At 31.6% G+C, this 24,141-nt stretch carries 22 protein-coding genes; all 22 read left to right on the top strand.

The features are described 5' to 3' along the window. The first annotated feature begins 56 nt into the window (after positions 1-56). The 22 genes from BUB42_RS16365 (at position 57) to BUB42_RS03560 (ending at position 24,140) form a co-directional block, all read left to right on the top strand. On the top strand, positions 57-659 hold the full coding sequence (locus tag BUB42_RS16365) for a glycosyltransferase (RefSeq protein ID WP_170857177.1): 603 nt from the start codon (positions 57-59) through the stop codon (positions 657-659). Continuing rightward, positions 660-1,499 (top strand): glycosyltransferase family 2 protein, encoded by an 840-nt coding sequence (locus BUB42_RS03660; RefSeq protein ID WP_073017285.1) that lies wholly within the window; start codon positions 660-662, stop codon positions 1,497-1,499. It begins immediately after the preceding gene. After that, a complete protein-coding gene (locus BUB42_RS03655; protein WP_073017283.1) occupies positions 1,500-2,444 on the top strand; it encodes a glycosyltransferase family 2 protein in 945 nt (314 codons plus the stop codon). Further along, positions 2,441-3,355 carry a glycosyltransferase family 2 protein gene (locus BUB42_RS03650; RefSeq protein WP_073017281.1) on the top strand — a complete coding sequence of 305 codons (915 nt, stop codon included), beginning with the start codon at positions 2,441-2,443 and terminating at the stop codon, positions 3,353-3,355. The genes BUB42_RS03655 and BUB42_RS03650 overlap by 4 nt, the downstream gene beginning before the upstream one ends. 5 nt (positions 3,356-3,360) lie before the next feature. Next, positions 3,361-4,473, top strand: a complete 1,113-nt coding sequence (gene wecB, locus BUB42_RS03645; protein ID WP_073017279.1) for a non-hydrolyzing UDP-N-acetylglucosamine 2-epimerase — start codon at positions 3,361-3,363, stop codon at positions 4,471-4,473. After that, positions 4,470-5,705, top strand: a complete 1,236-nt coding sequence (locus BUB42_RS03640) for a glycosyltransferase family protein (RefSeq protein ID WP_073017277.1) — start codon at positions 4,470-4,472, stop codon at positions 5,703-5,705. The genes wecB and BUB42_RS03640 overlap by 4 nt, the downstream gene beginning before the upstream one ends. Before the next feature lie 49 nt (positions 5,706-5,754). Further along, a complete protein-coding gene (locus tag BUB42_RS03635) occupies positions 5,755-6,639 on the top strand; it encodes a glycosyltransferase family 2 protein (RefSeq protein ID WP_073017275.1) in 885 nt (294 codons plus the stop codon). Position 6,640: 1 nt separating this feature from the next. Then, entirely contained in the window at positions 6,641-7,321 is a 681-nt protein-coding gene (locus tag BUB42_RS03630) for an acylneuraminate cytidylyltransferase family protein (RefSeq protein WP_073017273.1), read from the top strand. Continuing rightward, on the top strand, positions 7,311-7,952 hold the full coding sequence (locus BUB42_RS03625) for a hypothetical protein (protein ID WP_073017272.1): 642 nt from the start codon (positions 7,311-7,313) through the stop codon (positions 7,950-7,952). Before BUB42_RS03630 ends, BUB42_RS03625 begins: the two co-directional genes overlap by 11 nt. 185 nt (positions 7,953-8,137) lie before the next feature. Beyond that, positions 8,138-9,187: an N-acetylneuraminate synthase family protein gene (locus BUB42_RS03620; RefSeq protein ID WP_073017270.1), complete on the top strand. Its 1,050-nt coding sequence runs from the start codon at positions 8,138-8,140 to the stop codon at positions 9,185-9,187. A 420-nt stretch (positions 9,188-9,607) separates the two neighbouring features. Further along, entirely contained in the window at positions 9,608-9,940 is a 333-nt protein-coding gene (locus BUB42_RS03615) for a GIY-YIG nuclease family protein (RefSeq protein ID WP_073017268.1), read from the top strand. A gap of 378 nt (positions 9,941-10,318) precedes the next feature. Further along, positions 10,319-11,440 carry a UDP-N-acetylglucosamine 2-epimerase gene (gene neuC / locus BUB42_RS03610; RefSeq protein ID WP_073017267.1) on the top strand — a complete coding sequence of 374 codons (1,122 nt, stop codon included), beginning with the start codon at positions 10,319-10,321 and terminating at the stop codon, positions 11,438-11,440. A gap of 36 nt (positions 11,441-11,476) precedes the next feature. Then, positions 11,477-12,868, top strand: a complete 1,392-nt coding sequence (locus BUB42_RS03605; protein WP_073017257.1) for a hypothetical protein — start codon at positions 11,477-11,479, stop codon at positions 12,866-12,868. Next, entirely contained in the window at positions 12,859-13,935 is a 1,077-nt protein-coding gene (locus BUB42_RS03600; RefSeq protein WP_244533875.1) for a glycosyltransferase family 4 protein, read from the top strand. Before BUB42_RS03605 ends, BUB42_RS03600 begins: the two co-directional genes overlap by 10 nt. Positions 13,936-13,957: 22 nt before the next feature. Further along, complete coding sequence (locus tag BUB42_RS03595) at positions 13,958-15,391, top strand: MBOAT family O-acyltransferase (RefSeq protein WP_073017255.1); 1,434 nt, start codon at positions 13,958-13,960, stop codon at positions 15,389-15,391. Between the two features lie 1,233 nt (positions 15,392-16,624). Further along, positions 16,625-17,041 (top strand): GxxExxY protein, encoded by a 417-nt coding sequence (locus BUB42_RS03590; RefSeq protein ID WP_073017254.1) that lies wholly within the window; start codon positions 16,625-16,627, stop codon positions 17,039-17,041. Positions 17,042-17,315: 274 nt separating this feature from the next. Continuing rightward, the gene (locus BUB42_RS03585) at positions 17,316-18,185 is read left to right on the top strand and encodes a hypothetical protein (RefSeq protein ID WP_073017252.1); all 870 of its coding nucleotides are present in this window, start codon (positions 17,316-17,318) and stop codon (positions 18,183-18,185) included. Between the two features lie 61 nt (positions 18,186-18,246). After that, positions 18,247-19,416, top strand: a complete 1,170-nt coding sequence (locus BUB42_RS03580; RefSeq protein ID WP_073017250.1) for a glycosyltransferase family 4 protein — start codon at positions 18,247-18,249, stop codon at positions 19,414-19,416. Next, positions 19,413-20,948, top strand: a complete 1,536-nt coding sequence (locus BUB42_RS03575) for a glycosyltransferase family 2 protein (RefSeq protein ID WP_073017248.1) — start codon at positions 19,413-19,415, stop codon at positions 20,946-20,948. Before BUB42_RS03580 ends, BUB42_RS03575 begins: the two co-directional genes overlap by 4 nt. After that, positions 20,945-21,946, top strand: a complete 1,002-nt coding sequence (locus BUB42_RS03570) for a glycosyltransferase family 2 protein (RefSeq protein WP_073017246.1) — start codon at positions 20,945-20,947, stop codon at positions 21,944-21,946. The genes BUB42_RS03575 and BUB42_RS03570 overlap by 4 nt, the downstream gene beginning before the upstream one ends. Beyond that, complete coding sequence (locus BUB42_RS03565) at positions 21,946-23,061, top strand: glycosyltransferase family 4 protein (RefSeq protein ID WP_073017244.1); 1,116 nt, start codon at positions 21,946-21,948, stop codon at positions 23,059-23,061. The genes BUB42_RS03570 and BUB42_RS03565 overlap by 1 nt, the downstream gene beginning before the upstream one ends. Continuing rightward, positions 23,061-24,140, top strand: coding sequence for a glycosyltransferase (locus tag BUB42_RS03560; protein ID WP_073017242.1), 1,080 nt, complete (start codon positions 23,061-23,063; stop codon positions 24,138-24,140). Before BUB42_RS03565 ends, BUB42_RS03560 begins: the two co-directional genes overlap by 1 nt. Position 24,141: the final 1 nt, after the last annotated feature.

Here is a 24,141-nt window from a genome sequence, read left to right as displayed (position 1 = left end):
ACGAGGAGCAAAAGTTATTTTGGATTGAAAAGAACTTGTTAAGAAAAACAATATGTATGGATATTATGATTTTTAACGAACCAAACCTTTTAAACTTACCTCCAAAAAAATTTGAAAAGGATTATCTTGTTTTTGGATATTTAGGTAGGATTTCGAGAGAAAAAAATATTGTAGACATGTTATTTCTAATAGACTTTTTGAATAACCAAAATAACAAAAAATGTAAATTAATTATTCAAGGCGATGGTGATATTTCATATTTAGAAGATTTAGAATTATTAATTGATAAGCTGAACCTTAAAAACTTTGTTGAATTTAATCGCAACTTTATTAATCCACTGCAAACACATTTTTTTTATGAGCGAGTTGATGTTTTCTTAGTTACTTCAACAAGTGAAGGCGGTCCAATGACTGCATTAGAAGCCGTCGCCGGAGGTTGTTGTGTTTTGGGATATAATATTGGTGCAATGCAAGCACGTTTTGGTAGTTTTCCTTATGTTGTCAACCACAATTTTGATATGTTATGTCATTCTACCTTGAGTTTTTTAAATTTATCGAAGTATGAAAAACAATCTATTGTAAAAGAGTTTCGAGATTTTTATAAATTGGAACTAAGTAATTCAACTAAAGCGTTTAAATTAAGTCAACTTTTCAAATAGATGAAGTCAAATAAACTGATATCAATTATAATTCCTTGCTATAATGATTGGCAATATATTGAACAAGCTGTAGCTTCAGCTTTAAATCAAACCTATAATAATATAGAAGTTATTATTGTCGATGATGGTTCTGATACAAAAACTAAAAAAGTTCTTTCGACATTAAAAGCTAAAGTTGACAAAATTATTACTCAAGAAAACCAAGGAGTATGTGTTGCAAGAAATGTAGGAATTGAAGAGGCAAAAGGAGATTTAATTTTAGTTTTAGACAGTGATGATTATTTCGAACCAGATTTTTTGGCTCTGGCTTACAGAAAAATTATAGAAAATGACAGTATAGCTTTAATTACTTGTTGGAGTAATGTGGTAAATTCTTGTGGAGATTTGCTGTATGTAACACATCCAACCGGTTCAGACAGCAATGAAATTTTATATTACAATAATGCCATGGGTAGCTGTTTGTTCAAAAAAGAGGTTTGGAGACAAGTTGGAGGATATGATTTGCAAATGAAAAGTGGTTATGAAGATTGGGAGTTCAATATTTCTATTGCAAAAAAAGGTTATAAGATACATGTATTAGAACGCATTTTATTTAATTATCGATTGACAAAAAATTCTAGAAACACTAAAGCCATTGCTTTTCAAAAGAATATTAGAAAATATGTTTTTAGTAAGCATAAAGATTTAGCAATGAAAAATTATGAAAAAACTTTAAATTTTTTTCTTGATGAAATTGAAAAATCAAAAATTGAAGCGCTGAGGTATAAAACTTCTAACTCATATATGCTAGGACACTTTTTTTTTCGAAATTTAAATAAAATTTTTCGCAATTTTAAATAAATGGATTCTTTAATTTCAATAATTATCCCAACATATAATCGTGCTCATTTCCTGAAAGAGGCGTTAGACTCTGTAATGAAACAAACATATAGTAACTGGGAATGTATTATTGTTGATGATGGCAGTAATGAAGAAAATATCAACAACATATTGAAGTTTATTAGTTACGAATCAAGAATAAAATTTTTTAAAAGACCTCTAAATTCTAAGAAAGGACCATCAACTTGTAGAAATTTTGGATTAAAAAATGCAGTTGGTAAATATGTACAGTTTTTTGATGATGATGATAAAATGTATCGAAATCTTTTGAAGGACAAAGTAGATCTCATTGACGATAAAAAATATGATGTTGTAGTTTCACCTTTAGATTTTTTTTCAATAGAAAAAAAAATTATAACTAATGTCAATAAAGTGTTTTCAAATAATATAATAGAATCATATGTCCTTGGAGATATTTCGTGGTATGTAAGTGGTCCCCTATGGTTAAAAAGTTTTGTGTTGGAGTATTTCGATGAATCTGTTCAGACATTGGATGACTGGGACTTTAATTTAAGAAATATTTACAATAACCCAAATATTGGTTTTTTAGAAAAATCATTATTGTTGTATAATATTTATGGAATTGGTGATTCTTTGGGAACATTAGCCCAACTGGGTGATGAAAGTCAACTTAATTCAGTTTTTTATGTATACAAGAAACATTTTTTATTATTAAAAAAAATGAAAATTTTAAACCATAAAATGTATTTTAGATTTTACATTTTGCTCGTGCCAGTGTTAAGAGAGTGTTTACTAAATAAGTATAAAATTTCCAGTGAAATATTTCATTTTTTAAAAATAAATATTAATAGAGATTTATTTTTAAAGTTTATAAAGGTTTTTTTTGGGTACTACACATATAAGTTTTTTAATAAAGGTTATAGTCTTGTAAAGTTTAAAGTATGATTGTTACTATAATCATGGCAACCTATAATAGAGCTCACTTTATTGCAGAAATGTTGCGATCTATTCAAAAACAAAGTTTTAGTAATTGGGAATGTTTAATTATTGATGACGGCGGAACAGATAATACTTTAGAAATAATTACTCCTATATTAAATGATGATTCTAGATTTTCATATCATAGCAGGACAGCCAACTATCAGAAAGGTTTGCCAGGAACTAGAAATTATGGCCTAGACCTAGCCAAAGGAGAATATATTATTTTTTTTGATGATGACGATATTATTCATCCTGATAACTTAAAAATAGTTGTTTCGGTTATTAAATCAAATAATGCTGATTTCTGTCATTATCAAAAGCATTCATTTCAAAATATAAGACCTGACATGGCTACTACTCAAATAATAGTAGAAGGAAATATAAATAAAGATGCTATTAAAAAAGTTATAACTCAAGAAATTGGTCTCGCGTCTTGCACTGTTTTATGGACAAAGGAATGTTTTGCTAACATTCGCTTTAATGAATCTTTGATGTACGCCGAAGAGTGGGAATGTTATATACGGATAATTTCAGAAAATTTTAAAGGAGTAATCATTAGCAATGTTTTGTATTACAATAGAAAACATTCTAATTCAAATACTGCGGAATTTTATACTAATAGTCCCATTAGAAGAGAATCCTACACTGAAGCAATTTTATTGGTAACACAAAATCTGAAAGAAAAACGTTTACTCACAGCTGCTTTAAAACGTTATTTTATTACTCTTTCAATAGAATTTACAGAGTATAATTTATTTGAAAAGATTTTAAAGATTTTAGATTTGCCAACTTTTGAGAAAATTAAATGGAAATTATTCTATGTTACTTTGCCTTTACGTCTTTACGTTTACCGAATTAAGAAAAGAGGATTATAAAAAATATGATGAAAATTCTACTGTGTTTTGGCACACGCCCCGAAGCTATAAAAATGGCACCACTTTATCATGAATTACAGCAAAGTAATTTTGAGGTAAAAGTGTGTGTCACGGCACAACACCGCCAAATGCTGGATCAAGTTTTAAATTTTTTTGAGATCATTCCTGATTATGATTTAGATTTAATGCAGCCTAATCAAACCTTAAATGGGTTAAGTGCCAACATTCTTGCAAGTATTGATCATGTTTTGAATACAGAAAAACCAGATCTAGTCTTAGTGCATGGCGATACAACTACGTCCACAATGGTGGCTTTAGCAGCTTTCCATTTAGGAATTAAGGTAGGTCACGTAGAGGCTGGACTGAGAACATACAAGAAACTATCTCCATTTCCCGAGGAAATAAATAGACAAATAACGAGTAGAATTGCTGATTATCACTTTACACCAACGAATACAGCAACTCAAAATTTATTGAATGAAGGCTTAGCTAGTAAAGCAATTATTGAGACAGGAAATACGGTAATTGACGCATTGTTTTGGACTATTAATAAAATCGAAAAAGAAAATTACAAACATCAAGAAATTGAAGATCTAAAGAAAGTAATCTTAATAGATAAAAAGTTAATTTTAGTAACGGGACATCGCCGTGAAAATTTTGGAGAGGGAATAAAAAATCTCTGTGAAGCGCTAATACAAACCTCGAAGCGCGACGATGTAATTATTATTTATCCCGTTCATTTAAATCCCAATATAAAAGAAGTGGTATATGACTTATTGTCTAAACAGAAAAACATTATATTAATTTCGCCTATTTCTTACCCAGCCTTTGTGTGGTTAATGAAGCAATCGTTTATTATTATTACTGATTCTGGAGGAATTCAAGAGGAAGCACCATCATTAGGAAAACCAGTTATTGTGACTCGAACAGTTTCAGAAAGACCGGAGGGAATTATAGCTGGGTTTTCAACTTTAGTTGGAACTGACACCGCTGTAATTGTAAAGACTGTTGAAGATCTTTTAAATAATTTTAATGGTTTTGAAAACTTGAATAATCCTTACGGCAATGGCAATGCATCTCAACAAATTGTTGATTACTTACTAAAAAATCTAAAATGAAGATTTTAGTAGTAGTTGATTCTATAAATATTGAGGACAGTAGTGGTTCTAAAGCTAATGTAGCAATGATTCAAAATTTAGCGTCCGCAGGATTTGAAGTTTCGGTGTATCATTACACGCTAAAAAACATTCAATTATCAGACATTTTATGCTTTGCTATACCAGAAATTAAATTTAGTCCTTATTATTTTTTAAGCCGTACGCAACGTGTTCTAGCTAGAAATTTCGGTTGGAACTTAATGCCGTTTTTTGAAAAAATATTTGGCTTTTCGTTTACTTTTTTCAACGATACCAACAGTATTTTTAAAGCATTAAAACAAAGCACTTTTAAGCCTGATTTAGTCATAACATTAAGTAAAGGAGCTAGTTTTAGACCGCATTATGCTATTTTAAAAATGCCAGAACTCCATTCTAAATGGCTCGCATATATTCATGATCCCTATCCTTTTCATTATTATCCACGACCTTATAATTGGGTTGAACCTGGTTATCAACTAAAAGAAGCTTTTTTTCGATCTGTTTCTGAGAAAGCAAAATTTAGTGGATTTCCCAGTCAGTTGCTTAAGGAATGGATGGGTAGTTATTTTGATAATTTTTTAAAGACAGGAATTATAATGCCGCATCAAAATGCAAAATATCAAATTCAAGGCACCAGTTTTCCTAAGTATTTTGATAATACAAAATTCAATATTTTGCACGCTGGAAATTTAATGAAACAACGATCGCCAAAAGGCTTAATTGAAGGTTTTAAGTTATTTTTAAAAAATAATCCAGAGGCGAGAAAAGATTCGAAACTAATTTTGTTGGGAAATGCTTCTTATCATTCAGTAATGCTTAAAGAATATGGAGATAATAATCCTGAAATTTATATTTATAATGGAAATATTGCTTTTGATACCGTTTATAACCTACAAAAAAATTCATCAGTGAATGTGATATTGGAATCAAAATCAGAGATTAGTCCTTTTCTTCCTGCGAAATTCCCGCATTGTGTGGAAGCTAACAAAGCAATATTATCACTAGCTCCATATTATAGTGAAACAAGAAGATTGTTAGGAAACGATTATCCATTTTACGCGGAAGTTGATCAAGATTTTGTAATTGCTAATATCATTGAAGATTTGTATCAACTATGGAAAGTAAATCCAGATAATTTAAACTTAAATAGGAAAGATTTAGTCGAATACTTATCAGCTGATAATTTGAAAAATATAATTAGAAGTTTACAGTAGTCATCTGTTTAATTATATGGCAGAATGCAAAGGATGAAAATACAAATTTATGCAAGCCTCAATACTTATTGTTTCTAAAAACAGAAAAGAAGAATTACTTAAAACTTTAAGAATTATTGATTCATTAATTGATAAATCTACGGTTGAGGTTTTAGTTTTTCTCGATGGTTGTACCGATGATTCGAATAGTATTATTGATGAATTGAACTGGGTCAGGTTTTTTATTTCAGAAAAGTCTATTGGAGCATCGGCAGCGAGACATCAAATTTATCCGCTTTCAAAATCTGAAATTCTAATTGGTTTCGATGATGATGCGCATCCGCTAACTAGAAACTTTATATGGGAAATAGAAGTTCTTTTCCACGCGAATCCAAAACTGGGAATTCTAGCTTTTGAAGAAATAAAAGGTGTATTTTCATCAGATGAAGAGGCATACAAGCAATCAGAAAATAAGCATATCGAATTTTTTTGTTCTGAATTTATTGGAAGTGGATTTGCTATTCGAAAGTCCGTTTACGATATGACAAACGGATTTCCAGTTTGGATTGATATTTATGGAGAGGAATCCTGTTTGTCAATTGAAGTTGTAGCTGAGGGTTTTGATATTTTATATACTAACGCAATAAAAGTAAATCATCGGGTCAATATTGCGGAAAGAAAATTAAATAAACAGAATTATTTTAGATTTGAAAAGCAACTAAAAAACACAACTTTTTATTATTTGGTTTATTATCCTTATCCTTTACCTAAAATAATAAGACTGTACTTGCACAATTTTAAAAAATATGCTTTAACAGATTGGCATTACTTTAATCTATTTTTTAAAACTATTGTTGTAGTTTTCTCTAAAGTTTCGACAATTTTAAAATTTAGAGCTCCAGTAAATTCTGGTATTTTATTAAAAATGAAACAACTTAGTAATCCAAAATTTTAATATGAAAACTATCGTAATAATTCCAGCTCGTGGTGGCTCAAAACGCTTACCCGAAAAAAACATACTGGATTTTGGAGGTACACCGTTGTTAGCACATAGTATTAATTATGCTTTAGCCAATAGCACTATTGTAGATGACATTTACGTATCTACTGATGATGTCACAATTAAGGAGATCGCTTTAAAATATGGAGCTAAAGTTATAGACAGACCTGCAGATTTAGCTGGAGATTTTGAGCCCACTGTTACCGCACTAAAACATAGTTTAGAGACTATCAATGACAATACAATCGAGAATGTTATTTTGTTACAAACTACTAATCCGTTAAGGCCAGTCAATTTGTTGCAAGATTGTTTTGAAGTTTTCATAAAAGAAAATTGCCGTAGTTTATTTACAGTTACACAAAGTCATAAAAAGTTAGGTACTATTGCTGCAAATCGTTTTGAACCTTTTAATTACAAAATAGGACAGCGAAGCCAAGATTTAGAGCCGTTATTTTTTGAAAATGGATTGCTATACATTACTAAAGCCAACTCAATTCTCGATAATAAAATCATTACAGAAGATGCTTATCCTTTCATTGTAAATCATATTTTTGGTGAGATAGATATCGATACAAAGAACGATTTTGACTATGCAACTAATTTGTTAAAAACCATTAAAATATCGTATGAAAATTAAAAAAATTGCAGTAGAAAATTATAAAAAGTTTTGTTCATTTAAAGGTAGCGACTACATAGCTAGCGAATTTGCTTTAGAATCACTTTTACTATTAATTGTCACTTTTAAAGTAAAAAATATTTTAGAACTTGGAATGGGAATCGGTTCAGTTTCAGATACAATTTTGAAATTTGATCAAATAAATAACATTAATTATTTTGGAACTGAAAACAATGATTTTTGTCTTGAGGTTCTACCTCATAATGTTGAACATTTTAAAAAAATAACGCTTGTTCCTGAATTAAAATATATTAAAAACAAAAAATTTGATTTGATCATTGTAGATGGTTTAGACGAATCTTTAGTTGATATAGAGAAGTACTGTGCGGAGTCTACAATATTATTTATAGAGGGGGATAGAGCAACTCAAACTGCAAAGATTTTAAATATATTCCCTAAAAGTTTATATGTAAATGTGATCACTCTCGAAAAAAACTCGCCATATGGACATGGAGGCGGAAATATCCACAATTATAAAGGAGGTGGACAATTGTTTTTTATAAATCCAACTTTTCAGATGAGAAAATATTGGTTTCAACAAAAAGTAGGAACATTTATAAAAAGAAAAATAAGAATTATTAGTGGAAAATAAATCCATAATCACTTCCAGTCTACATCCTCAAACTCTAATAATTTCTTAACAGTAAAAATAATTTTTAAAAATGAGTTTCAGCATGTAGATAATCATATTTTTTTTGCATCCTCCTCTATTGATACCTCTGATTATTTTACGTACACTGAAACTTTTTTTGATAAATCCGCTTAAACTTTAAATAAATGAATCCATACATAGAAATCGCCGGACGAAAAATAGGGCCTGACTATCCACCACTGGTTATAGCTGAAATTGGGATTAATCATGAAGGATCTTTGGCTGTAGCCAAAGAAATGGTTGATGCAGCAAAAAGAGCGGGCGTTGAGATGGTAAAACACCAAACCCATATTGTGGCAGATGAAATGAGTGGAGCTGCTAAAAAAGTGATTCCAGGGAATGCTACCGTTTCTATTTATGAAATAATGGAACGTTGTTCACTCAATGAAGAGGAAGAATTAGAACTAAAAAACTACACAGAGAGTAAAGGGATGATTTTTATTTCGACACCTTTTTCTCGTGCGGCAGCTGAGCGACTGAAAAAATTTGATATTCCAGCTTACAAAATTGGTTCTGGTGAATGTAACAATTATCCTTTATTGGAACATATAGCCACTTTTGGTAAACCAGTTATTTTGAGTACTGGCATGAATACGATTGAAAGTGTACAAAAAGCGGTTGCAATTTTTGATAAGTATAACATTCCTGTTGCTTTGTTACATACTACAAATTTATATCCAACGCCGATACATTTGGTACGTTTGGGCGCTATGACACAGCTACATCAGGCGTTTCCAGAAAAAGTATTTGGATTATCTGATCACACGTTAAATAATAATGCTTGTCTTGGTGCTGTGGCATTAGGAGCTAGTATTTTAGAACGTCATTTTACAGATACAATGCAGCGAACGGGTCCAGATATCGTGTGTAGTATGGATGAAAATGCAAGTCGCGAATTGATTCTTTCTACCAATGAAATTTGGCAAATGCGCGGCGGAACAAAAGAACCTTCTAAAGAAGAACAAGTTACAATAGATTTTGCTTTTGCAACTGTGTGTTCGATTCAGAGCATCAAAAAGGGGGATATTTTTTCCAAAGGAAATATCTGGGTAAAGCGTCCGGGAACAGGAGAAATTCTTGCGGTACATTACGACGAAATCTTGGGAAAAATAGCTTTGAAAGACATTGAAAATGACGAACAATTATATTGGGATGATGTGACGTCTACAATTTAATTCACGCGGGAGCGTCTCGACTGCGCTCGACGTGACAATAAAATCTGGTGTCTTTGTCAAATCGAGCGCAGTCGAGATTGAGCCCTTCGACTATCGCTCAGGACAGGCTAAAGTCGAGATTGATTTGTGTTGAAATTAATTACAATCAGACTGACCACCTTGAGAAGCGTCTCGACTGCGCTTGACGTGACAATTAATTATGTGTCTTTGTCAAATCGAGCGCAGTCGAGATTGAGCCCTTCGACTATCGCTCAGGAAAGGCTAAAGTCGAGATTGATTTGTGTTGAAATTAATTACAATCAGACTGACCACCTTGAGAAGCGTCTCGACTGCGCTCGACGTGACAGTATAACCATAAGTCGGTTACATAAGTACAACTGGAAATAGTGGTGGATTAAAAGTAATTTTATAATCTAAATCATGAAATTTTATTATACGTATATTTTATCATGTAGCGATGGCTCACTTTATGTTGGAGTAACCTCGGATATTGAAAGACGACTTATAGAACATAATGCGGGGAAATATCCAAATGCTTATACTCACTCTAGGAGACCTGTAACGTTAGCTTTTTGTCAAGATTTTACGGAACCAAATCAAGCGATTGAATTTGAGAAAAAAATCAAGAAATGGAGTAGAGTTAAAAAGCAAGCTTTAATAGATGAAAATTTTGATCAAATACAGAATTTATCGGAATGCAGGAATGCGACTCATTACAAATACAGTCCGGAGAAGGACGAGGGCAATTTGTAAAGTGTCTCGACCGCGATTCACGTGGGAGCGTCTCGACTGCGCTCGACGTGACAATAAAATCTATTGTCTTTGTCAAATCGAGCGCAGTCGAGATTGAGCCCTTCAACTATCGCTCAGGGCAGGCTAAAGTCGAGATCGATTTATGTCGAAATTAATTACAATCAGATTGACGACAGTGAGAAGCGTCTCGACTGCGCTCGACGTGACAAGCTCCAAGGCAGACTAAAGTCGAGATTATGCGCTGTTGTGATTAATTTCATGATGAATCGTCTCGACTGCGCTCGACGTGACAAGCTCCAAGGCAGATCAATTTGGAATGAAGGAAGCTTTAGATATTTCTTCACAAATCAATATCCTTTATTAGACTACAAGATTAAAATGAAAAAAATACTTTTCTTAACAGGAACGCGTGCTGATTTTGGAAAAATAAAGCCATTAATCCAAATTCTTGAAAAGCAACCGCTATTTGAAGTTTTTGTTTTTGTAACTGGGATGCATTTACAAGAATTATACGGTTATACGTTAATTGAAATTGAAAGGTGCAACTTTAAAAATGTACACACTTTTGAAAATTATACCCATGAGTCAACCATGGATCTAACACTTGCTAAAACTATTGAAGGTTTATCAAGCTATTGCAAAGCAGTGCTTCCTGATATTATTGTAGTGCACGGTGATAGAGTAGAAACGCTGGCCGGAGCAATTGTAGGTTCGCTCAATAATATTTTAGTTGCTCACATTGAAGGGGGAGAAGTTTCTGGCACTGTTGACGAACTGATTCGTCACAGCGTTTCAAAACTAAGTCACATTCATTTTGTGTCCAATAGTGAGGCTGAGAAAAGATTATTACAAATGGGAGAAATTAAGGAATCTATTTTTACAATTGGTTCCCCAGATATTGATATTATGTTTTCTAACGAATTACCACATTTAGAAATTGTAAAAAAATATTATCAAATTCCTTTTTATAATTATGCTATTGTTATGTTTCATCCAGTTACAACTGAAATCAAGCAGATGGAGCATTACGCAAATACATTTGTAAATTCTTTATTAGCCGACAAGCATAATTATGTTGTTATTTATCCCAACAATGACCTTGGAAGTCAATTTATTCTTGATGCTTATCAAAAATTAAATAATAACAAACGTTTTCGTGTTTTTCCATCGCTACGATTTGAATATTTCATGACCTTATTAAAAAATGCGCAATTCTTTATAGGAAATAGTAGTGCGGGAATTAGAGAAGCTCCATATTATGGAATTCCAATTATAAACATAGGGACACGACAGCAAAATAGAGCGGTAAATGCTGATATCATAAATACTGATTATTCAGAAAATAGTATTACGCAAGCATTATCATCCATTGATTCTCATGAAATTCAAAAAGTAAATGGTGACTTTGGTAATGGAAATAGTGCTGAATTATTTCTAGATTATCTTGAAAAATCGGATATTTGGCAGTTGAATCAACAAAAACAATTTAGGGATATTTAGAGTGTACCGCTTTTAGGATTAAGATAGAATTATAGCATGAAAAAATTAGGCATTGTAATTACAGATGGCGTAGGTTTTAGAAATTTTATTTTAAGTGATTTTTTAACCGAAGCCGAAAAAACATTCGATGAGGTTGTTATACTCTCTTTTTTGCCATCCAAAGTTTATTCAACATTCGCTATAAACTCAAAAATTATTGAATTGGGTGTTTTCGAAGAAACTTTTAAAACTTGGTTTTTTAGAAAAGTAAAAGAAATAGCGCATTTAAAACTGCACATAAAGGACAACTTTGGTATTCAAGATAACTTACACACCAATAATTCTAATTTCAAAACTGTTAGAGGTCATGCAACCCGTTTTATTTTTAAAATAGCTGTTAAACTTCATTCCGAAAAATGGATAAGCAGATTCAATTTTTGGCAACAGCAAACTTTTAAAAATCATCCAATTACGGTTCAATACAAAGCGTTATTAAAAAAAGAAAATATTGATTTATTATTTTTCACACACCAACGTCCTCCTTACATAGCGCCGCTAGTTTATCAGGCAGAACAATTGAAAATTAAGACAGCATCCTTCATTTTTTCGTGGGATAATTTGGCTTCTAAAGGTCGGATGGCTGCTGATTTTAATTTTTATTTAGTTTGGAGTGATTTGATGAAGAGTGAATTAAGGCAATTTTATACATTAGTCAAGAAAGAAAATATTGAAGTTGTGGGAACACCGCAATTTGAACCTTATGTTTTAGAACGTTATCACTCTAGTAAGGAAGATTTTCAGTCTAAATTTGCTTTGGATGCATCCAAAAAAACAATTTGTTTCAGCTGTGGCGATATTTCTACTAGTAAAAATGACGAATTGTATATTGAAACTATTGCCGCTGCTATTTTAAATCGAAAAATAGAAAAAGTCAATTTATTAGTGAGAACCTCGCCAGCAGAAGATCCAATTCGGTTTGCTAAATTGGTTAAGGAATTTCCTTTTATAAAATGGAACTATCCTAAATGGAGTTTATCGCGAGAAGGTCATCAAGAAGAATGGTCGCAAAGAGTTCCAACGATAGAAGATGTAAAAGACTTGAGAGCAATTTTAGCATATTCTGATTTGAATGTAAATATGTTGTCTACGATGAGTCTAGACTTTATGCAATTTGACAAACCAGTAATAAATACTGTTTTTGGTACTGCTAAAAACGGATTGTATGATGATCAACGATTTTTGAATTATGCACATATTACAAATGTTGTCAATAGTAATGCTACTAAAATTGTAAAAAACGAAGGAGAATTGATTTTAGCAATAAATGAGTACTTAGAAAATTCAAATCTGGATTCAGAGAATAGAAAGCAATTATTAGAAATGCAAGTTAGCAAACCTTTGCCCCATACAGGTAAAAGAATTGCTGAAAAACTTTTGGAATGGTCGTAAATAAAAAAATAGCAATCCTTTGCAACTATGAATTACTGCCGGAAAGAGTGGGCGGAATGGATCATTTTTTCTGGAAATTTGACGCTAAATGCAAACAGAATAATGTGGAAGTAGATTGGTTTTTTCCAAATCATTCCACGCATGGAGAATATTTTAAGTTAAAAATAATCGAGAGTAAAGAACAAAATGTTGAAAATTTTTTTCTGATTTTTTGCAAAGAAAACAAAACGAATTACACTCATGTGATTACTCATTTTGTAGAATTATGCACTCCTTTTTTTTACAAAATCAAAAGGTTGTCAGCTGTAAAAATTATTGTAATAGATCACAATCCAAGACCTTTGAGTGGATATTCATTAAAAAAAATAGTAGAAAAAAGAGTTAAAGGAATACTCTTTTCGAGATATATTGATTTGTTTATTGGCGTCTCTAATTATACCGTTCACGAGATTGTTAAAGATTTTGGTAACTATTTAAAGCACAAAACGATCGCTATTTACAACGGCGTTATGATCGATAATATACAAGTGCGAACAACTAGGAATACGGTTAATCCAACGTTTATAGTTGCTTCGCATTTAAGAGAATCGAAAGGAATTCAGGATTTAATCGACGCTGTTTCTCAGTTACCAGATGCTATTAAAAGCGAAATTAAAATAGCTATTTTTGGAGACGGGCCTCTTAAAGATGCTTTAATGATGCAAACAAAAAATAGGGAAGTAAAAAGAAACTTTCAATTTATGGGTAGTTCCGCAAATTTAAATGAGCTGTTTTGTCATTATGATTATATGATACAACCCACGCACATGGAATGTTTTAGTCTTTCAATATTAGAAAGTTTAGCTGCAAATGTTCCTGTAATTACCACTGATGTAGGTGGAAATAAAGAAGTAATCACTGATGGAGACAATGGTTTTATTACTGAGGCAAAAAACAGTTTTATGCTACAAGACATAATAAAAAAAGTATATTTGGGCGAAAAAAAGATTTCGAAAAACACAAGATTATTAGTTGAAGATGCTTTTTCGTTAAATCAAATGGTAGAAAATCACTTTAAAATAATATAATAAAGCCCCGCAATTACTCAAGATGTTCTTCAATTCCCTTTCTTTTGCCATTTTCCTTCCTATTGTATTTATTTTATATTGGTTTGTTTTTAATAAAAATAAAAGTACCCAAAACTCTATTTTAATAATTGCAAGTTATTACTTCTATTCTTGTTGGGATTGGAGGTTCTTATTCTTGCTGGTTTTCTCGACTTTTTTGGTTTATTACACCGGAATCCAAATTGAGAAAGCAAAAAAAGAAAGCGTTCGGAAATTTTGGTTTTGGCTTACCATTACAATCAATCTTGGTCTTTTGGGTGTTTTTAAATATTATAATTTTTTTTCCACTTCTTTCTCTGATTTCATGAATGGATTTGGATTACAAACCAGTCCGATTTTATTAAACGTCTTGCTTCCAGTCGGTATTTCTTTCTATACTTTTCACGGTTTATCTTATGTAATTGACATTTATTTAAAAAGAATTAAAGCCGAATATAACTTTGTCGATTATTCGTTGTTTGTTAGTTATTTCCCTTTGCTGGTTGCTGGACCAATAGAAAGAGCAACTCATTTATTACCACAAGTAAAAGTAAAACGCGACTTTGATTTTCAAAAAGCGAAGGAGGGTGTTTTTCAATTTATCTGGGGATTGGTAAAAAAAGTGGTGATTGCAGATACTTGCGCTACTTATGCCAATGCTATTTTTGACAACCATGAATCGATGAATTCGCTGTCATTAGTACTTGGTGCTGTTTATTTTGCTTTTCAAATCTATGGTGATTTTTCAGGATATTCGGATATGGCTTTAGGAATGTCCAAGCTTTTTGGTATTGACTTGCTTAGAAATTTTAATTATCCCTATTTCTCTCGAGACATAGCCGAGTTCTGGCGGCGCTGGCATATTTCGCTATCGTCTTGGTTTCGGGATTATTTATACATTCCGCTAGGAGGAAGTAGTGGCGGAATGGCGATGAAAATTAGAAACACCTTTATAATTTTTTTAGTGAGCGGTTTTTGGCATGGCGCTAATTGGACTTTTATCGCATGGGGATTTATAAATGCGCTTTATTTTCTGCCGTTATTAGTACTAAAAACGAATAGGTCTAATATGGAAATGGTTTCATTGAGGTGGAATTTAAATTCGGTGCGAGTCTTTTTTAACATTTTAAGCACATTTGCATTGACCTGTTTAGCGTGGATATTTTTTAGAGCAAAATCGATTGGAGATGCTTTTGACTACATCAAACGGATGTTTTCAAATCTCAGTTTTGATGCGCAATATCTCGAAAACGAGCGTTATAATTACGAATTGCTATTAATCATTTTTGCGTTTGTTGCTGTAGAGTGGAATTTTAAAAATCAGGTTGAACCTATTTCAGGAAAAAATTCTTGGTTGAAATTAAGTTTCTGTTTGATTGCTATTGTTGCGCTTGGTACATTTAGCGATTATAAGGAGTTTATTTATTTTCAGTTTTAAAAAACAAGAAAGATTTTTAGCCACATAGAATCATAGGATCGTGTTAATAAATAAAAGGCATTTTATTTTTTATAGATTTATAGTTTGTAAAAAAGGTGCAACGGTTTGTTTCATCTAAACAACTTTAGTAAAAGAATAAAAATAAGAAGAATTTTTAGCCACATAGAATCATAGGATCGTGTTAATAAATAAAAGGCATTTCATTTTTTTTAGAAAAGAGAGTTTTTAAATAAGTTGAAACAATTTGTTTAATTGAAACAGCATTAGTAAAAGAATAAAAATAAGAAGAATTTTTAGCCACATAGAATCATAGGATCTTGTTAATAAATAAAAGGTATTTCATTTTTTATAGAAAACATAGTTTTTAAAATGGTGCAACGGTATGTTTCATCTAAACAACTTTAGTAAAAGAATAAAAACAAGAAAGATTTTTAACAACATAGAATCATAGGATCGTGTTAATAAATAAAAGGCATTTCATTTTTTTTAGAAAAGAGAGTTTTTAAACAAGTTGAAACAATTTGTTTAATTGAAACAGCATTAGTAAAAGAATAAAAATAAGAAGAATTTTTAGCCACATAGAATCATAGGATCGTGTTAATAAGTAAAAGGCATTTCATTTTTTATAGAAAACATAGTTTTTAAAAAAGGTGCAACGGTTTGTTTCATCTAAACAGCATTAGTAAAAGAATAAAAATAAGAAGAATTTTTAGCCACATAGAATCATAGGATCGTGTTAATAAATAAAAGGCATTCCATTTTTTATAGAAAACAGAGTTTTTAAATAAGTTGAAACAATTTGTTTAATTGAAACAGCATTAGTAAAAGAATAAAAATAAGAAGAATTTTTAGCCACATAGAATCATAGGATCGTGTTAATAAATAAAAGGCATTTCATTTTTTATAGAAAACAGAGTTTTTAAAAAAGGTGCAACGGTTTGTTTCATCTAAACAACTTTAGTAAAAGAATAAAAATAAGAAGAATTTTTAGCCACATAGAATCATAGGATTGTGGGAATGAATAAAAGGTATTTCATTTTTTCTAGAAAAGAGAGTTTTAAACAAGTTGCAACGGTTTGTTTCATTTAAACAACTTTAGTAAAAGAATAAAACAAGAAAGATTTTTAACCACATAGAATCATAGGATTGAGGGAATGAATAAAAGGCATTTCATTTTTACAGAAAAGAGAATCCCAAAAAAAAATAAATTCATGAACTAATTAAAATATATTTATGATGGTTACTCAGAAATATTTAAACGAATTAAGCTTTAAAATAATTGGAGCAGCAATTGAAGTTCATAAAATTATGGGTAGAGGATTACTAGAGAGTGTTTATCACCAATGTTTAAAAGAAGAGCTAAGATTGAGGAATATTAATTTTGTTTCAGAACTCAAAATTCCTGTTGTTTTTAAAGGGAAAGAGATGGAATGCGATTTTAGATGTGATTTGTTTGTTGAAGGTTTAATAGTTGTTGAATTAAAAGCTGTTACAGAAATGCATCCTGCTTTTGATGCTAAGCTTTTGAATCATTTGAATTTATTGAAATCTCCAAAAGGTGTTTTGATAAATTTTAATTGTTTCAATATTTTTAGAGAAGGACAAAAAACTTTTGTAAACGAATATTATAGAAAATTACCAATAGAATAAAAATAGTAACGCAAGTACCAGATATTCTTATGGTCAGAAAATTATTTAAAATTGTTAAAAATTAGATCTTATCAGAATGATAAATCCAATCTTAGCACTAATTAGACTATTTTTTTCTATCATAAATGAAATGCCTTCTACATTTAAGAAATCTATGATTCTATGTGGTAAGATTTTAATAAACATAGCTTTTTCAAATAAAATAATACTTTGAAAAATTCTAGTTTTATAATTTATAATGTAATTAGGTTGTCAAGAAAAAATAAACGCTTAAATGAAAAAATTCATAGGCTTTGCCGCCAAAGTTTTAATACTAATCCTTTTGCTATTAGCACTTTTAGATGTTTTATACACGGTAGTTTATTTACAAGCATCAAATCGCGGTAAAATTGATTATGTTTATAATTCTAAGCCTCGTATTTACGATGTGGTTATTTTAGGATCTTCGAGAGCTAATAATCATTTTGTGACACAATTATTTGAAGAAAAGGGATTAAAAGCGTTTAATTACGGGATGAGCGGAGGTCATTTATTCGAAGCATCTTTACTGCTAAAACTGATGATTGAGAGAAAATATAAAATTCAAAACGTGATTATTGAAACAGATCTCAATTTGTCAAATGAAAAAAGAGCGGAAGGCATCGCATCTAAGTTTTTGCCATACATTCATAGTTCTAGATTAATAGAAAATCATTTTAGTCAGGAAGATGATTTTTCTGAATTGTTTTACATTCCTTTTTATCGCTATTTAAAATTTGATTCTTCGATAGGCTTTCGCGAGATGTATAAGTGTTTAACTTTCCAACCAACAAATACATTAAAAAATGGAGGTTTTTATGCTTTAAAAGGCAACAACGGCAAAATGAAAAATAATTTAAGCGCTTTAAAGCCAATTCAAAACAAATATTACGAAGAAATAAAACAAATTTGCGCGGATAATAAAATCAATTTAATTGCCGTGATGACGCCAATGTGCAGCAATACGAAAGGACTTGACTACTTTAAAAAAGCAAATAAGATTTATCCAGAAATCCATAATTATGAGAACGTAGTTGACAACGATAAATATTTCTCGTCCTGCGGGCACATGAATAACGAAGGAGCTAAACTATTTACATCAAGAATTATCAAAGATTTTTTTTAACGTTTTTGTTAACCCGTTTAGAGTTTTAAACTTTGAAAGGGTTAAAATATAAGTATATAAAATGAAAATTGCTTTCTTAACCCCGGAATATCCTCATGATTACACGGGAAGCTCAGGCGGTATTGGAACTAGTATTAAGAACTTGGCTACTGGTCTTTTGGCCGAAGGTTGCACAGTTCGAGTTTTAGTTTATGGTCAAAACGAAGATCGGCTATTTGATGACAATGGCATTGCAGTTCAGCAAATTAAAAACATCAAATTTAAAGGATTATCATGGTTTCTTACCCGAAAAAAACTGGAACGCATTATTGATGATTTATTCAATGACAAACAAATTGATGTAGTCGAAGCATCGGATTGGACCGGAATCACTTCCTTTATTACACCAGAAAAATGTCCTGTTGTTATTCGGTTAAACGGTTCAGATACTTATTTTTGTCATTTAGATCAGCGTCCTGTAAAGTGGATCAATAAATTTCATGAAAAAAGAGCACTGAAAAAAGCAGATGGATTGTTAGCTGTTAGTCAGTTTACAGCCGATTTGACTAATGAAGTTTTTAATTTAGATAAAAAATTCACCACAATCCCTAACGGAATTGATGTCGAAAAATTTAAAAGTAAGTCTACTCAAAATGGTTCTAATATTCCAAATTTCGAGTCGAATGAGATTCTATATTTTGGCAGTTTAATTAGAAAAAAAGGTTTGCTTGAACTTCCGTTAATTTTTAATCAGGTTATACTGAAAATTCCAAATGCTAAATTAAAATTGATTGGAAAAGATGTTCCAGATATTATTTCGGGAAATTCATCTACTTGGAAAATGATGCAGCCATTATTTACTAAAGAAGCGCTAGCTCAGGTAGAATTCATTGGAAGCATTCCTTATCAAGAGATCAAAAATCACATTGAAAAAGCCGCAGTTTGCGTTTTTCCCTCTTTTGCGGAAGCGTTACCGGTTTCTTGGATCGAGGCAATGGCAATGGAAAAGGCGATTGTTGCTTCAAATATTGGTTGGGCAAATGAAGTGATAGATAATGGTATTAATGGTTTTTCGGTGCATCCAACAAATCATCTAGAATATGCAAACAAAATAATTACCTTACTTATAAACAATGATCTCCAAAGGCAATTTGGCGACGCTGCCAGAAAAAAAGCACTAGAGAGATTTAGTATAGAGATTGTTGCAAAACAAAGCTTATCATTTTATAAAACAGTAACAAAGAAGTTTTGATTGTAGTTTATCATTCGGGTTCTAAAATTTCTGCTATAATCACAGCGGATAATCAGTCAATAGCATTTAATTCTAATGGAACAATTGCCAATGGTCTTTCAGTTTTAGCACAGCAGTTCCCTGATGCTACAATAGTTTGGTGTAACATAGCTTTAAAAGAAAATTTGAATTTAGATGCAATACCCTTGTTATTGCATCACAATAAAATGATGCTTTCCTATTCATCTCAAAGTTACATCGGCAATGAAATTGGCTACGTTGAAGAGTCTTTATTTGCAAATAGCAATAAGAAAGTTTCTTTTGCTACTTGGCAGATGTGTTGTGAAGTAGGCGCTATTCACGCAACTGTAATTAACGCGATAAAGGATAAAATTTTGCCCGGGCAAGACTTTGATTACTATCTCAACTCGGTGGCTAAATTATCGATGCCATACGGATTATTGTGCTACTCAGAACCTGCACTTTTAAAAAATCAACAAATATTTTCTAAAAATAGCGCGTCAATTTACACTCTTTTTCGGTTTGTAAAACAACATTACAAAACCAGATGGCTATTTTTATTGTTTTTTAATATGTTGATCTATGATTTAAAATTTCCTTTGTTTCCAATGATTTTTTCGTTTTTTTATAAGAAGAGAAATAGTAGAAGAATTAATTTAGATCACATTGCAATCAAATCGTCTAAAACGGTTATTGATAAGAAAACTGTTGATGTAATTATACCTACAATTGGTAGAGAAGATTATTTGTATGTTGTTCTAAAAGACTTTGCAGTTCAAACACATTTGCCTGAAAAAATCATAATCGTCGAGCAAAATCCAGATCCATTAAGCAAAAGCAATTTAGAATATATCTACAACGAGAAGTGGCCTTTTAAAATCCAACATTTTTTTATTCATCAAGCTGGTGCGTGTAACGCTAGAAATTTGGCTTTAAGCCAAGTTGAAAGTGAATGGGTTTTCCTAGCAGATGATGACATCAAACTTGCCAATGACTTTTTAAATAATGCTCTTGAAACGATAATAGATTTTGGAACGAATATGGCAACTCTTAGCTGTTTGCAAAAAGGAGAGAATCACATATATAAGAATGTGATGCAATGGGGAAGTTTTGGTTCAGGATGCAGTTTAGTAAAAGCAGCAATTTTACAAAACACCAAATTTAATATGGGATTTGAATTTGGTTATGGCGAGGACAATGATTTTGGCATGCAATTACGACATCAAGGTCACGACGTTTTGTATTTGCCGCATCCTGAAATTCTGCATCTGAAAGCACCAATTGGTGGCTTCCGAACAAAACCACAATTACTTTGGCGAGATGATAAAGTGCAACCTAAGCCTTCGCCAACCGTTATGTTGTATATTCTCAGCAATAATACAAAACAGCAACTTTTAGGTTACAAAACAACTTTGTTTTTAAAATATTACAAACATCAAAAGATTAAAAATCCATTAAGTTACTTGCTTTATTTCCAAAAACAATGGAAACAAAGTGTGTTCTGGGCTAATCAATTAAAAGCAAAATCATGAAATTTTCTTTAATTATTTGCACATATATGCGCCCGTTGCCTTTGCTGAAATTATTACAATCAGTCGCAACCCAAAGTTTGTATCCAAATGAGATTTTAATAATTGACGGTTCTACAAACACTGAAACTAAAGATATTCTCGATCAAAATAGGTTTACTAATTTAAATTATTTTCTTGTTCCAGAAGAATGTCGTGGTTTGACAAGACAAAGGAATTTTGGAATTAAAAAAGTTGACATCGATGCTGATATAATTTGTTTTTTGGATGACGATACGGTTTTAACAGAAAATTATTTTCAGGAATTATTAAAAACGTATACTATTTATCCCGAAGCTCTCGGGGTTGGCGGATATATTATTGACGAAACTAAATGTGAATTTGTAGGATTAGATTATAAACCCAAATCAGATGAATATTATTATGATGGTTGGAAGCGCAAAGATGGAAGTCGTTTTGTATTGCGAAAAAAACTAGGATTAGATAGTAATTGTCCGCCGGGATATTCATCGTTATATTCGCATGGTCGAAGTGTAGGTTTCTTGCCTCCAAGTAATAAAATTTACCAAGTTGAAATGCTGATGGGTGGTGTTTCTTCTTTCAAGAAAAAAGTATTTGAAACCATGCAATTTTCTACTTATTTTGAAGGATACGGTTTATATGAAGATGCTGATTTTACTTTGCGAGTGGCTAAAACAGGAAATTTGTATTTGAATACTGCGGCGCAATTATATCATTATCATGATGCTTCTGGCAGACCTAATCAATATCAATATGGGAAAATGGTAGTGAGGAACGGATGGTACGTTTGGCGCACTAAAAACCCTAAACCATTATTAATACATAAGCTAAAATGGCATTCAATTACTATACTTTTGACATTGATTCGATTTAGCAATACATTTACCAGCACCTCACGCCAAGAGGCTTTCACTGAAGCTGTGGGTCGAACTGCAGGTTGGTGGAGCTTACTAATCAACAAACCAAGAATCAAACAATAATGAAATTCGCCATCATCACTCATGTTCCGCATGTAATTGAGCAAAATCAATATTTTGCTTATGCGCCGTATGTTGATGAAATGAATATTTGGGCAAAAAATGTTTTTGAATTAGTAATAGTGGCGCCAATAAGTTCTACAGAAATAACTGCGGTTGATAGGGCTTACACTCATCCAAAAATTAATTTTATTGCAATAAATACGTTCGATATTTTAAGTTTAAAAGGATTATTTCATAGCGTTATAAAAATCCCTAAAATCAGTTTGCAAATTTATAAAGCAATGCAATACGCTGATCATATTCATTTGCGCTGTCCAGGGAATATTGGTTTGCTAGGATGCCTAGTCCAAATTGCATTTCCATCAAAATTCAAAACAGCTAAATATGCCGGAAATTGGGATCCCAAATCAAATCAGCCGTGGACTTATAAATTGCAGCAATGGATTTTGTCGAATACTTTTTTAACCCGTAACATGCAGGTTTTGGTTTACGGCCAATGGGAGGGAACTACTAAAAATATAAAGCCATTTTTTACAGCAACTTATGCTGAAGCGGACAAAAAATTAATCAAAAAAAGAAACTTGAACCAAGCCATTGAGTTTGTTTTTGTAGGTACACTAGTCGCTGGAAAAAATCCTTTGTACGCTATTCGACTAGTTGAAAAATTAATCCAAAAAGGATATAATGTTATTTTAACGCTTTATGGAGATGGGTATGAAAGAGATATAATAGAGAAATACTGTAGCGATAACAATTTACAAAATAGAATCACATTTAAAGGAAATCAGACAAAAGAAACAATTCAAAAAGCGTATCAGCAAAGTCATTTTGTAATTTTACCTTCTGACAGTGAAGGCTGGCCGAAAGTGATTGCGGAGGGAATGTTTTGGGGTTGCGTTCCTATTGCTACAAAAATATCTTGTGTCCCTTATATGCTAGACAATGGAAATCGAGGTGTGTTACTTGATATGGATTTAGATAGTGATGTTTTGCAAATTGAAAGCGTTTTAAATAACCAACGTCTTTATGATGAGAAGCAAAGTAGTGGACTAGAATGGTCTCGAAAATACACAACTGACATTTTTGAATCAGAAATAAAAAAACTTTTACTGTAATGCGCATTATTCAAATCATAGACTCTCTCGATGCTGGCGGAGCAGAGCGTATGGCTGTTGGTTACGCAAATGCTTTAGCAAATGAAATCAAATTCTCGGCATTGGTGGCAACCCGAAAAGAGGGAAACTTACGAAACCAAATCAACAAAAATGTTCCTTATTTATTTTTAAACAAAAAAAGAGCAATAGATTTTAGCGCTTTATTAAAACTCCGAAATTACGTTAGAAAGAACAAAATTGAAATTGTTCATGCGCACGGTACCTCGTTCTTTACAGCTTTTTTACTCAAATTGATTTATCCAACTATCAAGTTGATTTGGCACGATCATTATGGTGCCAGAGTTAAACAGAGTAAAACGAATAATCTTATTTTGGTAATGGCTTCATTATCATTTTCAGCAATTTTTGTTGTGAATCCAAAAATGAAAAAATGGGCAGAAAGAAATTTATTTACTAAAAAAGTTGTTTTCATACCTAACTTTGCAGAAGTTCCTCATTTAAATTCTCGACAAACTGTACTGAGAGGACAATTAGGAAAACGGCTCGTGTGTGTAGCCAATCTAAAAAAGCCTAAAAATCATATTGCACTTCTCTGTGCATTCAATGAATTACAATTATACAAGCTAGGTTGGAGTATGCACTTTATTGGAAAAGATTTTCACGATGGTTATTCCAGCGCGTTAAAAGACTATATAAATAGTAATGAGTTGCATGATTCTGTTTTTATATACGATGCTCAAAATGATATTCAGCATATTTTATCTCAAGCTACAATTGGAATACTTGCGTCTACAGATGAAGGTTTTCCTGTTGCCTTACTAGAATATGGATTAGCAAAATTAGCAGTTTTGTCAACTAATGTTGGTTATTGTTCAACACTTATTTCACATAATTTCTCTGGTTTGCTTTTTCATCCTCACGATAAGGAGGAGTTAAAAGAGCAACTTCATATTTTGACCAGTAACGCTGAAATCCGTCTGCAAATAGGTTTAAATTTGCACCAAAAAGTGATGAAAACGTATTCTAAAGAAAAAATCATTCAATTACTATTGCAAGAATACAAGTCAATTAAATCTTAAA

It is taken from the genome of Flavobacterium micromati, from assembly GCF_900129585.1.
GTDB lineage: Bacteria > Bacteroidota > Bacteroidia > Flavobacteriales > Flavobacteriaceae > Flavobacterium > Flavobacterium micromati.
This window is presented reverse-complemented; position numbering and strand designations above follow the sequence as displayed.